At 44.1% G+C, this 13,863-nt stretch carries 10 protein-coding genes and 1 pseudogene; 3 read left to right on the top strand and 8 right to left on the bottom strand.

All coding sequences use genetic code 11. The features are described 5' to 3' along the window. Positions 1-18: 18 nt before the first annotated feature. The 6 genes from HMPREF9007_RS16190 to ilvD all read right to left on the bottom strand — a co-directional run bounded on the left by HMPREF9007_RS16190 (position 19) and on the right by ilvD (position 8,659). Positions 19-1,881, bottom strand: a complete 1,863-nt coding sequence (locus HMPREF9007_RS16190; RefSeq protein ID WP_032850288.1) for an LruC domain-containing protein — start codon at positions 1,879-1,881, stop codon at positions 19-21. Between the two features lie 799 nt (positions 1,882-2,680). Next, complete coding sequence (gene ilvC / locus HMPREF9007_RS16195) at positions 2,681-3,724, bottom strand: ketol-acid reductoisomerase (protein ID WP_008761037.1); 1,044 nt, start codon at positions 3,722-3,724, stop codon at positions 2,681-2,683. A 62-nt stretch (positions 3,725-3,786) separates the two neighbouring features. Beyond that, positions 3,787-4,530 carry an acyl-ACP thioesterase domain-containing protein gene (locus tag HMPREF9007_RS16200; protein WP_008761036.1) on the bottom strand — a complete coding sequence of 248 codons (744 nt, stop codon included), beginning with the start codon at positions 4,528-4,530 and terminating at the stop codon, positions 3,787-3,789. Beyond that, on the bottom strand, positions 4,530-5,093 hold the full coding sequence (gene ilvN / locus HMPREF9007_RS16205) for an acetolactate synthase small subunit (RefSeq protein WP_008761035.1): 564 nt from the start codon (positions 5,091-5,093) through the stop codon (positions 4,530-4,532). Before ilvN ends, HMPREF9007_RS16200 begins: the two co-directional genes overlap by 1 nt. Positions 5,094-5,111: 18 nt before the next feature. Then, positions 5,112-6,809, bottom strand: a complete 1,698-nt coding sequence (gene ilvB / locus HMPREF9007_RS16210; RefSeq protein WP_008761034.1) for a biosynthetic-type acetolactate synthase large subunit — start codon at positions 6,807-6,809, stop codon at positions 5,112-5,114. A 47-nt stretch (positions 6,810-6,856) separates the two neighbouring features. Continuing rightward, positions 6,857-8,659, bottom strand: coding sequence for a dihydroxy-acid dehydratase (ilvD, locus tag HMPREF9007_RS16215; protein WP_008761033.1), 1,803 nt, complete (start codon positions 8,657-8,659; stop codon positions 6,857-6,859). A gap of 474 nt (positions 8,660-9,133) precedes the next feature. Between ilvD and HMPREF9007_RS16220 the strand changes: the two genes are divergently transcribed. Then, positions 9,134-9,709, top strand: a complete 576-nt coding sequence (locus HMPREF9007_RS16220; protein WP_008761032.1) for an FKBP-type peptidyl-prolyl cis-trans isomerase — start codon at positions 9,134-9,136, stop codon at positions 9,707-9,709. A gap of 130 nt (positions 9,710-9,839) precedes the next feature. Here HMPREF9007_RS16220 and HMPREF9007_RS16225 read toward each other — a convergent pair. After that, positions 9,840-11,128: pseudogene (locus HMPREF9007_RS16225) on the bottom strand (L-serine ammonia-lyase, iron-sulfur-dependent, subunit alpha). Between the two features lie 132 nt (positions 11,129-11,260). Here HMPREF9007_RS16225 and HMPREF9007_RS16230 point away from each other — a divergent pair. Together HMPREF9007_RS16230 and HMPREF9007_RS16235 are read left to right on the top strand one after the other, a co-directional pair. Then, on the top strand, positions 11,261-12,346 hold the full coding sequence (locus HMPREF9007_RS16230) for a PCMD domain-containing protein (RefSeq protein WP_008761030.1): 1,086 nt from the start codon (positions 11,261-11,263) through the stop codon (positions 12,344-12,346). 90 nt (positions 12,347-12,436) lie between these two features. Next, complete coding sequence (locus tag HMPREF9007_RS16235; RefSeq protein ID WP_008761029.1) at positions 12,437-13,222, top strand: porin family protein; 786 nt, start codon at positions 12,437-12,439, stop codon at positions 13,220-13,222. A gap of 15 nt (positions 13,223-13,237) precedes the next feature. On the opposite strand, the gene HMPREF9007_RS16240 is transcribed toward HMPREF9007_RS16235, so the two are convergent. Beyond that, entirely contained in the window at positions 13,238-13,801 is a 564-nt protein-coding gene (locus HMPREF9007_RS16240) for a calycin-like domain-containing protein (protein ID WP_008761028.1), read from the bottom strand. Between the last annotated feature and the right edge of the window lie 62 nt (positions 13,802-13,863).

The raw sequence follows: 13,863 nt of genomic DNA, 5'->3' as shown, positions 1-13,863 counted from the left end.
CAAACAAAACAAACTATATTATTTTCCTAAATACCAATCTTTGTCCTTTGCTCCATTGGACTCAGCCCAGGAGACAAAGCGGGGATAAGTCTTGTCTACTGCCTCTCTTTCCTCCGTCGAATAGACCTCTGCATCAGATAAGTTGATTGCAAACGGATATTTTGAAGCAGATACATAATAAATCCCAGCATTCAAATCGGATAAATCCTCACCTGTATGGAACAAAGCTTTCTTCGCTTTCTCCGTAGGTTTATGATTGACTAAATGTACTTCTGTCCGGTCATATCCCGTATACTTAAAAACACTGATAAATGGATTATACGGAGCTCCTCCTAAGACTTCGTGATCGACGGGAGTCTTAAATTTATTCGTGACATTCACTGTTGATGTCTTGGTATTATCGCCTGTCGCAGTTTTAACATCCACAAATACCGGAATAGTAGCAAGAGCCAAATCCTGATCTACCTCAAGTGACGATTCGACATTCAATTTATCAGTATTTAACTGATAAATAAAACTATTGCTATAAGAGGCTCCGGACCACAATGCAGTAAACGTGTCTTTCGTAGAAAGCACTTCATTCTTTGTATTAAAACTTAATACAGAATTGTATTTTATAACTACATCATTCAAATCGTAATCCCCCTTGGACGGCCAGTTATCTTCAAAAGCCAAAATACCTTTGTAAGTCATGCTATATGCAATTGAACTATCGTCAGGATTTCCGGGAGGAATAACCTCGGGCAAATTCGGAGTAACAATAGCTTTAATAGGATCTGACCATACATTAAACATCACGTCGTTATAATCCTCGTCAGTCCAGTCTTCAAAAGAGAGAACAACAAAGTCATTAATTCTAAAAGCAACAGTATGAGTTCGTCCATCAGTATTCAACTTTGGAGTTGAGTAGAACATTCCTTTCCCTTCACCAATATTTCCTTTCCAAAAAGCTGCATTCCTAATGAACCAGCCTATTTTTATACCTTTAGGAAAATCTGTTCCACGATCCACCCCATTTTCATCAATATAATGTAACGCGACACATTCCCCTCCTTTTAGCCCTATTCCAGTTCTTGTATTAGGAAAAACAATATACTTCTTGGCTTTCTTAATTTCTCCAATAGAAGCATCCGCTTTGTAACAATAATATCCAAATGTACTGTAAGCGCTACTCTTGCCGCCAATAAAACGTACCTTTACATGGGCAGGCTCTTTTATTTCAAAATCAACCGACTGACGATATTTTTGCGGACATTTCCCATCTTCCGGAAGTGTACGGTTTATTGCATTCATTATTGGTTGAGACAAGCTTAGTGCTCCCTCACTATCCAAATAATCAGGACGACCATTTTCATCCCAGTCACCCAATATATTAAAAGCCTTTGGATACGTAAAATTACTTTCCACTCGTGTTGGAGCCGCAGAAACAAAATCATACATAGTATCCCAGAATATATCAGCTTGAATCTTATTTCCCTGAAGAGTTGTCTTATAAAGCGTAGGCACTCCGATATAAGAAGAATAAATATAAATGTCACCATCCAAATAACCGGGAATCACTTCCAAGCCGGCATATTTACCATTTCCATCAGTCATTCTAGTCACTTTCGGCACAACATCAGTACGTTTTACAACTTGGCCTTCTTCATCTATTGCAAATGGATTCTCAAAATAGACATCAAAGAGTACTTGATAACCTTCAGGAACCTCATACTGCACATTTAACTGTACCTGTTGAGTTGTACTGTAATCAAAGTCGTTAGGAGTTTGGGGGGCATCCGGAAGAGAATAGTCTGTATCTTTATCGATACAACTTGCAATAACAATACCAAGTAAGGCATAAACAACTATTACTTTCAAAATACATGAATAGCTTCTCATTTTTAAAATTTGTTTTAGTTTGTTGAAGCAAAGATAAATACAAACTTGCATATCTTATGCATAATTCTAATATTTTTTCAATAAAAGACGAAATATATATTCTCCAACCTTTCGCGAAGTTATAAAATATAACCATATTTACTGTTTTTCAGACTCAATCTCCCCTTGAGCAACTCCGGCAGGAGTTGATGCAATCCTAGCGCCTACCACAACACCAACGTTCAGATATTTATGGATGAGAGGAATTAATCCTAAAGCATGCGCCTATGTTGGGCATATCAAAAAGAAGCCCCCTTTCTCACGAAAGAGGACTCCCATTTACAAACAAAACAAACAATGTTATTTTCCCACTAAATTCTGTTCCAAAAGCTCTGTCTTAAATTCAATTTAACGCATACTTTTTCCTGCTACAGAATAAAATTCTGCATCATATCAACGAATCACTAATGGAACACGAAATATAAAAAGGACTTGAAATGGTATTACAGCTACCATTCGGTAGAGAATAACTTAAATATCTTTTAATGTAACATTCTGATATACTATTTATTAAAGAAGAAATCATCTTCATACGTATCGATCTTCTGTAAGTAAAAAGTTTCTTCATTGCCTATTCTGTTTTATTTGTTGCCGTAAAGGTAATCATAAATGCTCTTTTTCACCTATATTATCAGTATCTTTTAATCTTTTTTTCTACTTTCATCCTTTTTCTATTACTCAAAAGACCGGTATCTACATAGAAAAGGCGGGAAAATACGCTTTTCCCGCCTTTTGAAAAACTTATATAGTATAAGTCTGATTAATTATTTTCCGGACGAAGTTTACGAACTGTCACGGCAGTCTGCCACATTTCGCTTTCGCGCAATGCTTTCAGTTCTTCTTCCAGTTTCTCACGATAATCCGGTTTGGAGTTAGAGTCGATTGAAATCTGTGCTTCGTTACCAGTCTTCACACTGTGATACAACTTTTCAACGACCGGTTTGATAGCATCGTGGAAGGGGCCCATCCAGTCGAGAGCACCACGTTGAGCTGTAGTAGAGCAGTTAGCATACATCCAGTCCATACCGTTCTTTGCAAACAACGGCATCAATGACTGAGTCAGCTCTTCTACAGTTTCGTTGAATGCTTCGGAAGGAGTGTGACCGTTTTCACGTAACACTTCGTATTGTGCCAGCAACAGACCCTGGATAGCTCCCATCAATGAACCACGTTCGCCTGTCAGGTCGGAAGTAGCTTCGCGGATGAAAGTTGTTTCGAACAAATAACCTGAACCGATACCGATACCCAATGCGATTGTTCTGTCCATAGCGTTGCCTGTTGCATCCTGATAGATAGCGTATGAAGAGTTCAACCCGCGACCTTCAAGGAACATAGTACGCAAGGATGTACCCGAACCTTTAGGAGCAACCATGATTACGTCGATATCTGCAGGAGGAACTACACCTGTGCGGTCACTCCATGTAATAGCAAAACCATGAGAGAAATAAAGAGCTTTTCCTGCAGTCAGGTAAGGCTTGATAGTAGGCCATACAGACATTACTGCTGCATCAGACAACAGGCACATAATGATCGTACCTTTTTCGCAAGCTTCTTCAATACCGAACAAAGTTTCACCCGGAACCCATCCGTCAGCTACCGCTTTGTCATATGTCTTTCCCTGGCGTTGACCAACGATTACATTGAAACCGTTATCACGAAGGTTCAGAGCCTGTCCGGGACCTTGTACGCCATAACCGATTACAGCGATTGTTTCATTTTTCAATACTTCACGAGCTTTTTCCAATGGAAATTCATCACGGATAACTACATTTTCTACAGTTCCGCCAAAATTCAACTGTGCCATTTTTTTGTTTTTTTGTTTTGATGACTTGCGCCATCTGTTATTAATTGATTTTATACTCTATATTATTCAAATATCACTTTGGAACGGCATACTACCTCGCTGCCGTTTTTCTTCACCTCTACATGAAACTCGTTTTCATTCGCCTCATCACAGAAGAAAGAGAGTTCGTCTCCGAAATAACTCTCAGCCACATACGCCATCTCAAACCGGCGGATACGTTTCGTCTGATACAGTTCTATCGGAAACAAGTCAAGTATGTGCTCGATATAACGAATACTGTTTACGTGTCCGTTAATATCGATATCACTGTATTTTGCCGTCAGCGTCGCAACAGGCTGATTGCTTGTCACCTTGATACGCGAAGGCTTTTCTATCGGGCAGGGTTCATCGCATATATAATCGACGATGCTTCCTCCATGCAATGCCAACAGATCGGCAGGCTTACGGGTATTCAGATTGATCATCGCCCATACGGAACGGGCATAGCCGATCTTCTTTCCATCCTTGTCAATGACGGCAAAGTTACGGTCGGTAAAGAGACGATAGACATTCTCCACCCATGTCTGAACCGAGAACTTCTCGTACTGGTAAGGCATCTCATCCAGCTCGATAGCCAGGCGGGAAAGCACCCATGTGTAATTGTCCTCGTTCAGCGTAGCAATACCAAATCCACGGTCGCTGGCATGAAAACCTGCGCAATTCAACAGATGATTTCCCAGCACGCCCATGGTCAGGCGGCCGTTAAAATCTACGTGAAACGGCTCTGCCACAAACTGATAAGTCCCTATTTTATTTTCTTCACTCATTACTCCTGTTCCTTTTTACTTTGCTTATACTTCGCTTCCTGTCCGTCCAGGAACTCATTCACACGTTCGAAACAGCTGGTAGTAATAGCCACACGGCCCGAACGGACAAATTGCAGCACACATTTCAAAGCCCGAAGTTCTTCGTAAAGGGAAGTAATCTCTTCACTCATGCCGTTCTTCTCGACGATAGAGAATACCGGATTCACCTCTACAATGCGGGCATTATATCTGCGGATCACTTTAGATGCTTCCGGAGTCTCCTGAAAAGCAGGAGTAGATACCTTATATAAGGCTATCTCATGGAAATAAATCTCGTCTTCCGTAAAATAGTGCGCCTGAATCACATCAATCTTCTTTTCGATCTGCTTCACCACCTTTTCAATAGTGTCCTTATCAGTCCACGCTGTAATCGTATATTTATGTACTCCTTTAATGGAAGAAGCAGAAACGTTCAAACTCTCGATGTTTATTTGCCGACGGGTAAATACAGCGGTCACCTGATTCAGCAATCCGGCTATATTTTCAGAATGAACTATAATCGTATATAATGTCTTATCACTCATAACTTTCTAAATTAAGGATTAACATTCCAGCAACATCTGATTGACTGAACCGCCCGGAGGGGTCATCGGGAGGACATTGCCTTCTTCTACCACACAGGCTTCGAGCAGGAACGCCCCGTCTGTCGAGAGCATTTCGTCGATGGCCGCTTTCAATTCTTCCCGTGAAAAGACACGTTTGGAAGGAATATCGTAGGCGGAAGCGATTTTCATGTAATCCGGATTCAGCATCGGAGTAAATGAATAACGGCGATTAAAGAACATAGCCTGCCATTGGCGCACGTTGCCGAGATAATTGTTGTTCAGGCAGATAATCTTCACCGGAGCTTTCTGTTCCATGATCGTACCCAGTTCCTGAATGTTCATTTGCAGTCCGCCGTCACCCATAAATACACATACCGTGCGGTCGGGACGGCCGAAAGTAGCTCCGATAGCTGCCGGAAGGCCAAAACCCATCGTGCCGAGTCCACCCGAAGTAACGATACTACGTTCCCTGGTATATTTAAAGTAGCGGGCAGAGATCATCTGATTCTGACCTACATCTGTCACCAATATGGCTTCGTGACGGGTCGCTTCGCTTACCGCACGCACCACTTCGCCCATACTCAGTGAATCCGTTGCAGGATGAAGTTCAGGACGAATGACTTTTTCTTCCTCTACCGCTTCATATTCCTTGAAACTATCGACCCACTCGGTGTGCCGGTTCTTTTTCAACAGTCCGGTCACAGCAGCCAGCGTTTTTTTGCAGTCGCCCAAAACGGCAATGTCTACCTTTACATTCTTATTTACTTCCGCCGGATCAATATCAAAATGGATCACTTTCGCTTGTTTGGCGTAAGTAGCCAGATTACCGGTCACACGGTCGTCGAAACGCATACCGACAGCAATCAGTACATCACATTTGTTAGTATTGATATTCGGTCCCAGATTTCCGTGCATACCCAGCATTCCTTTATTCAACGGATGATCGGTAGGCAATGCGGAAAGTCCGAGCAAGGTACAACCTGCGGGCATATCCGCCTTTTCGATAAAGATACGCAGTTCTTCCTGAGCGCTTCCCAGTTCCACTCCCTGTCCTACCAAGACAAGCGGGCGTTCGGCGTTATTGATCAGTTCGGCGGCAGCCTTTACCGATTCTTCGTCTGTATCGGGAACCGGAACATAGCTGCGGATAAACTCCTGCTTTGTCGGCTCGTATTTCGTTTTTTCAACCTGCGCATTCTTGGCAAAGTCGAGTACCACCGGACCGGGACGACCACTACTGGCAATGTAGAAAGCACGTGCTATCGCCCAGGCTACGTCTTCGGCACGGCGAATCTGATAGCTCCATTTAGCGATTGGCTGAGTGATACCTACGAGATCGACTTCCTGAAAAGCGTCTGTTCCAAGAAAGCCTGTTCCCACCTGTCCTGCAATGACAACGATAGGCGTACTGTCTATCATTGCATCTGCAATACCTGTGATCGTATTGGTTGCTCCGGGGCCGCTTGTCACCAAGCAAACACCGACTTTACCCGATACACGGGCGTAGCCTTGTGCCGCATGGGCAGCTCCCTGTTCATGGCGAACCAAGATATGGTTCAATGTATTTTGATGGTCGTACAGGGCATCGAACGTAGGCATGATGGAACCGCCGGGATAACCGAAAATGGTAGTCACTCCCTGATGTTCCAGAGAGCGCATCATTGCCTCTGCGCCTGTTATTAAGTCCTTACTCATAGTTCTTTAATGGATAATGGATGATTCATAATGGATAATGAAGTGGATCAGTCTATTAATCTCACTGCTCCCTTATCGGCAGAGCTTACCATGCTGGCGTATGCTTTCAGGCTCTTCGGCACGTAACGGTCACGGGTCACGGGAGTCATCGGGCGGGCAGCCAGTTCTTCATCTGTTAGTCGCACGTTAATCGTTCGGGCGGGAATGTCGATTTCGATGATATCTCCATCTACTATTTTTCCTATATTACCTCCGGCAGCGGCTTCGGGAGAAACGTGTCCGATACTCAATCCGGAAGTTCCACCACTGAAACGTCCGTCGGTAATCAAGGCACATTCTTTGCCGAGGTGACGGGATTTGATATAAGAAGTCGGGTAAAGCATTTCCTGCATACCGGGACCGCCCTTCGGACCTTCGTGCGTGATGACGACAACGTCGCCGCTGACGACTCGGCCTCCGAGGATGCCTTCACAGGCTGCTTCTTGTGAGTCGAATACTTTGGCAGGTCCGGTAAACTTCCAGATGCTTTCGTCTACACCCGCCGTTTTTACTACGCAACCGTCCTGAGCGATATTTCCTTTCAGTACCGCCAGGCCTCCGTCCTTGCTATAGGCGTGCTCCAGATCACGGATACATCCGTTCGCGCGATCTTTATCTAATTCCTGATAATAAGCTCCCTGAGAACCAAGTACGAGATTGAATCTGTTTCCTGCCGCACTTGAATATTTGCTCATTGCTTTTTCCGTAACGTTCGGGCTGGTAATTGAATATTGATCGATCGCTTCCGCCAGCGACATGCCATCCACACGGAGAACGGAAGTATCAATCAGACCGCCTTTTGCCAACTCTGCCAGGATAGCAATGATGCCACCCGCACGGTTAACGTCCTGAATATGATATTTTTGAGTATTCGGAGCGACTTTACACAGGCAGGGTGTCTTGCGTGACAGCATATCGATGTCGTCCATCTTGAAATCGACTCCTGCCTCATGTGCCACGGCCAACAGGTGAAGCACCGTATTGGTAGAACCGCCCATCGCAATATCCAGCGTCATGGCATTGAGGAATGCCTGACGGGTAGCTATGCTGCGGGGAAGTACACTTTCGTCACCTTCTTCATAATATTTCATTGCATTTTCCACAATCAGTTTGGCAGCATCTTCAAACAGTTTCGTACGATTTTCGTGCGTAGCCACGATTGTGCCGTTTCCCGGAAGAGCCAAGCCGATAGCTTCATTCAGACAGTTCATCGAGTTTGCCGTAAACATTCCGGAACAACATCCGCAGGTAGGACAGGCATTCTGTTCGATATTCGCTACTTCCTGATCGCTTACACTGTCGTCCGCCGATTTAATCATGGCATCGATCAAGTCCAGATGCTGACCGTTCCACTCTCCGGCTTCCATCGGTCCGCCGGATACAAATACGGTAGGGATATTCAGGCGCATGGCAGCCATCAGCATCCCTGGGGTAATCTTATCGCAGTTGCTGATACATACCATTGCATCCGCCTTGTGCGCATTGACCATATATTCTACGCTGTCCGCTATGATATCACGGGAAGGAAGCGAGTAAAGCATTCCGTCATGTCCCATAGCGATACCGTCATCAATAGCAATCGTATTAAATTCCGCAGCGAAGCATCCCAGCTTCTCAATTTCCGCCTTCACCAACTGCCCGATTTCATGCAGGTGCACGTGTCCCGGAACAAATTGTGTAAACGAATTGACGATAGCGATAATGGGTTTTCCCATCTGATTTTTCTTCATGCCGTTGGCTGCCCATAATGCGCGGGCTCCCGCCATGCGACGGCCTTGTGTACTAAACGAACTGCGTAATTGCTTTTTCATTTCAATCTATCTTTTAATTAAAGAGCCTCCCTCACATCAGTGAGAAAGGCTCCAAATTCTATCTTTTATGGTACGAATACATACACAAAACCTTTCTCACGCTCTTGATGGCACCACCACGACGCGAATAATATGCAGAACTGCTAGGTTAATAGATGTATGTAATATATTCATATCTTCTTTTCTTTATTTTCGTGCTGCAAAGGTAAGGGCTTTTTTATTATCTCCAAACAAATCGAAGAAAAAAATCACTAAAAAGCGAATAATCGTAAGAAAAGAACGGTAATAAACCTAAATTTTATCACTTAAAGGTTGAATTTGCAACTATCAGTTAGTAGAGAATGACTGTCCATTTCTGACAAAAGCGCTTAATAATCTGAAATTTACTCCGTATGCACCCGGTAGCAAGCAAATTATTCGTATCTTTGTCCACCCTAAATAAGGGATTTATTAATTAGAAACTATAAATATCAGATGGAAACAGTAGAAAACAAGTACATCACCGTTGCATATAAGCTATATACAGTGGAAGATGGTGAAAAAGAATTGTTCGAAGAAACAAATGCAGAACATCCTTTTCAGTTCATTTCAGGATTAGGCACAACGCTCGAAAGCTTCGAGAACCAGATAACAGCTCTTTCTAAGGGTGATAAATTCGATTTTACCATTCCGGCAGATGAAGCTTATGGAGCCTACGATGAGCAACATGTATTTGATCTTCCTAAAAATATCTTTGAAATAGATGGCAAGTTCGACAGCGAACGCGTAACAGAAGGCAGCATTGTACCTTTGATGACCGGAGACGGTCAACGCGTAAACGCCAGCGTCGTAGAAATCAAACCGGATGTAGTAGTAGTTGACCTTAACCACCCATTGGCAGGCGCTGACCTGATCTTTGAAGGTGAAGTAATCGAAAGCCGTCCTGCTACCAACGAAGAAATTCAGGAACTGGTGAAGATGATGAGCGGTGAAGGTTGCGGTTGCGGATGCGACAGCTGCGGCAGCGACTGTGGCGATGACTGCGGTTGCGAAGGCGGACACTGCCACTAATTTTAAGTAATAGGTAATAAGTATTAAGTATTAATTCCATGCGGATATAGGCGGAAGTTAATACTTAATACTTTTTTATGCCGTTATTCCGGCTATTACTTGTTACCTATTACTTGTTACTTATTACCTATTAACATCCTCCTTTGTGCGTCATGATATCAAGCACCATCTTATCCGTTTCGTTCATGGCTTGCGAGCCGATTCTTGTCAGGTTACGGATGCTCTGATCGACATCTTCGTCAATAATGCCTTCTACAGAAGTCACACAACGGTCCTCCATTGCCATCATGGCAGATAATACGGCTGTTGAGACTCCGGTTGTTACTTTGAGTGCGCAGCTCGGTTTTGCACCGTCGCAAATCATTCCCGTCAGGTTGGCAATCATGTTTTGAACGGCAAAGGCTACCTGATTATAATTTCCTCCCATCAGCCAGGTGATTCCGCAACTGGAACCTGTGGCAGCTACTACACAGCCACACAAGGCGGAGAGACGTCCCAGGCTTTGCTTGATATAGATTACAGTGAGATGACTCAGCATTAAGGCGCGGATCAGTTCCTCTTCGGTTTTACCATTTTCTTCGGCAAATACGACAACGGGAAGTGTGGCGGATATGCCCTGATTGCCACTGCCGGAGTTACTCATGACGGGAATCATTGCACCAGCCATTCTGGCGTCGCAAGCGGCGGAAGTATAAGATAGTATATGAGAGAATACGCTGTCTCCCATCACTTTATGTTCATACGTTCCACGGAGCATCTTACCTAAAGAGTGCCCGTAATTGCCTTTAAAAGCTTGTTCGGCGGCCGCTTTGTTCAGACGTGCCGTATCGAGAATAAAACGGATTTCATCCAGAGGGGATGTCAGGGCAAAATCATAGACTTTGCGCAGATTCAGTTCCAGTGAAGTGTCTTCTTCCTCTTCATTGGCAGTCTGTTGCTTGTCAAGCAGTACTTTTTCATCCGTAGCTATATAGACAAAGGTAGTATGTCCGCCGGCAATCACAGCCGTCGCTTTTTGGCTGCCGACTTTGCAGATTACTTCGATGTACAGTTTTTCCGTGATATCTTCTTTGAGAGAAATACAGATTCGCTTCTCTGCGATAAACTGTTTGCCTTGTTCTACTGCCTCCGGTGTGCAGTCTCTCAATACTTCCAGTTGATATTCCGATCGGCCGATCAACGCTCCCAAGGCTACGGCTATAGGAAGTCCGACCATATCCGTGCCGGGGATACCGACTCCCATTGCGTTCTTTAATATATTGGCACTCAATAACACTTCAATCTTTTCCGGTTTCACTCCTAACGTTTCGGCAGCTTTAGCCACACAAAGCGCTACCGCAATGGGTTCCGTACATCCTATCGCCGGAATCACCTCTTTTTGATCAAGTCTATTATCTGTTTTCTTTCCGATTCAATCATACCCTATAAGGCTTTAGTTTCCACAAAAGTAGAAAATTCTTTTTATCAAACATCCATTAGTGAACAAATAAAATTGCATATTGTTATAAAATCTCCCAAGAACCGAACTTTAACAGTTAGAATAGTAGAAAAATGAAAGCAAAACACGGTATTGTTTATTTGCTGCTAGCCATTTTCTCTTCTTCTTGCATCCGCGAAGAAGCTCCCAATGCAGAGGCAGATATACTAAGTTGCAGATTGCCGGGAGTAGTCATGACAACGAGTCCGATTATCACTAATAATTCCATCAATATATTTGTAGGACCGGGAACAGATATTTCATCCCTTGCCCCCGAATTTACATTGACTCCGGGAGCCACCATCGATCCTCCCAGCGGGACGGCTAGAGATTTCCATTCGCCTCAGCAATATACCGTTACGGCTGCCGACGGCTTTTGGAAGAAAAAGTACGCCGTGTCCGTTATTGATACGGAACTTGCTACCATCTATAATTTTGAGGATACGCTCGGCGGACAGAAATACTACATCTTCGTAGAACGGGAAGGAGAAAAAGTGGTAATGGAATGGGCCAGCGGAAACGCAGGTTATGCGATGACCGGAGTTCCCAAGACTGCCGACGACTATCCGACCTTCCAGATTGCAAACGGAAAAACTGGGAAATGCCTGTCCTTAGTAACCCGCAGCACCGGATTCTTCGGCGGACTCATGGGAATGCCTATCGCAGCCGGAAATCTGTTCATCGGTTCTTTCGATGTAGGAAATGCAATGAGCAATCCGCTGAAAGCGACCAAGTTCGGTCTGCCTTTCCGGCATATACCTACTTATCTGGCAGGCTATTACAAGTACAAAGCCGGAGATCTGTTTACAGAAGGCGGCAAACCCGTCAGTGGTAAACGGGATATATGCGATATTTATGCCATCATGTACGAAACCAGTGAGTCAGTGCCGACTCTTGACGGAACGAATGCTTTCACCAGTCCCAACCTGGTTTCAATAGCACGCATTGACGACGCCAAAGAGACGGATGAGTGGACATACTTTAAACTTCCCTTCCATATGTTATCCGGAAAATACATCGATAAAGAGAAGCTAACGGCAGGAAAGTATAATGTAGCTATCGTATTCACTTCCAGCCTGGAAGGAGATCATTTCAACGGAGCTATCGGAAGTACATTGCTGATTGATGAAGTCGAACTAATCTATCGCTCGGAAGACTGATTCCATTCGACCAATGATCTGATAGCAGCTATGGAAGGCAGAACAGAGCAACTATAATGAAATAACTAATGATTTAATAATAATGAAAAGATGAAAATCCATTCCTATATATTCAGTTTACTCGCCTGTCTGGTAATAGCCCTCCCCGGCTATTCACAGGTTGACAGAAACGAAACGCTTATCCGTTCCGCTCTTCACGGACTGGAATATGAAATCAAAGCAGGGTTCAGCATCGGCGGTACAGCCCCGCTCCCGCTGCCTGTCGAAATCCGTTCGATTGACGGCTACAACCCAACGCTGGCTATCAGCATCGGAGGAGAAGTAACCAAATGGTTTGCCGTTCAAAACAAGCTCGGAGTCATTGTAGGGCTGCGGCTGGAGAATAAAGCCATGACAACGGAAGCCACCGTCAAAAACTATAATATGGAAATCCTCGGACAGGGAGGAGAAAGAATCAGCGGTGTCTGGACAGGAGGAGTCAAAACCAAAGTCCACACTTCCGGACTGACAATTCCTCTAATGGCTACTTACAAGTTGAGCAACCGTTGGAATATTAAAGCCGGACCTTATTTTTCGTATCTGCTTTCAAGAGAATTTTCGGGGCACGTATATGAAGGATACCTGCGTGAAGGCGACCCCGTAGGCCCCAAAGTCGAATTTACGGATGGTAAAATCGCTACTTATGACTTCTCGGACGACCTGAGACATTTTCAGTGGGGCCTGCAAATAGGAGCCGGATGGAGAGCATTCAAACATCTCAATATATATGCAGACCTCACCTGGGGATTGAATGATATCTTCAGAAATGACTTTCAGACCATTACTTTTGCTATGTATCCGATCTACTTGAATATCGGATTCGGATATGCTTTCTAGCTGACCAAAGACGGATTAATCCTTACCGGATTCCTCCACCTGCTTCACACCGGAGAAAGCAACTTTCACGGTCTGCTTCAATGCAGGTACTTTTACCTGAATATTCATTGTAGCATTTCCACTTTGCACCGTTCCTTCTATACTGGTGGCACAGGTACCCAGAGCAGCGGCATCCCCCTGAAAAGTAAGGTCTTGCTGTCCGGTGAAAGTCGAAACGTCCGTTTCCTTTTTCACTGCACACTTGTCTATCACGATATCGCCGAACTTTAATATGTTTCCGTTTATAAACAGTTCAAATTCCTTCAGTTCCATCTTTACTTCCGTATCACTGACCTGGGAGAAAGTAATAAACTTCGGAAGTCCGTCGGCAATCACAACTTCCTGGTCAGAGCCATCGGGCAGCATTGAAATATCGAGATTTCCCCAATACGTTCCCACCACATCGGGAGCAGTCACCACAGCCTCTTCTTCCGGAGGAGTCGTTTCATCATTGACCGTATTATCATCATCACTGCTACAAGCCGTCAAAAGAGAGACAGAGCATATCAATGCCCACAAATACAATAGATTCTTTTTCATAATTTTCGGGTTTAGTTATTAAATAATCGTCATTTATAAACTAAAAAGAGGAAAAAAGGTTC

This window comes from Bacteroides sp. 1_1_14 (assembly GCF_000162515.1).
Lineage (GTDB): Bacteria > Bacteroidota > Bacteroidia > Bacteroidales > Bacteroidaceae > Bacteroides > Bacteroides thetaiotaomicron.
This window is presented reverse-complemented; position numbering and strand designations above follow the sequence as displayed.

What these genes read in the sequence shown, in the direction of transcription:
- HMPREF9007_RS16190 (WP_032850288.1), bottom strand. Translation starts at nt 1,881, where the DNA reads ATGAGAAGCTATTCATGTATTTTGAAAGTAATAGTTGTTTATGCCTTA.
- ilvC (WP_008761037.1), bottom strand. Translation starts at nt 3,724, where the DNA reads ATGGCACAGTTGAATTTTGGCGGAACTGTAGAAAATGTAGTTATCCGT.
- HMPREF9007_RS16200 (WP_008761036.1), bottom strand. Translation starts at nt 4,530, where the DNA reads ATGAGTGAAGAAAATAAAATAGGGACTTATCAGTTTGTGGCAGAGCCG.
- ilvN (WP_008761035.1), bottom strand. Translation starts at nt 5,093, where the DNA reads ATGAGTGATAAGACATTATATACGATTATAGTTCATTCTGAAAATATA.
- ilvB (WP_008761034.1), bottom strand. Translation starts at nt 6,809, where the DNA reads ATGAGTAAGGACTTAATAACAGGCGCAGAGGCAATGATGCGCTCTCTG.
- ilvD (WP_008761033.1), bottom strand. Translation starts at nt 8,659, where the DNA reads ATGAAAAAGCAATTACGCAGTTCGTTTAGTACACAAGGCCGTCGCATG.
- HMPREF9007_RS16220 (WP_008761032.1), top strand. Translation starts at nt 9,134, where the DNA reads ATGGAAACAGTAGAAAACAAGTACATCACCGTTGCATATAAGCTATAT.
- HMPREF9007_RS16230 (WP_008761030.1), top strand. Translation starts at nt 11,261, where the DNA reads ATGAAAGCAAAACACGGTATTGTTTATTTGCTGCTAGCCATTTTCTCT.
- HMPREF9007_RS16235 (WP_008761029.1), top strand. Translation starts at nt 12,437, where the DNA reads ATGAAAATCCATTCCTATATATTCAGTTTACTCGCCTGTCTGGTAATA.
- HMPREF9007_RS16240 (WP_008761028.1), bottom strand. Translation starts at nt 13,801, where the DNA reads ATGAAAAAGAATCTATTGTATTTGTGGGCATTGATATGCTCTGTCTCT.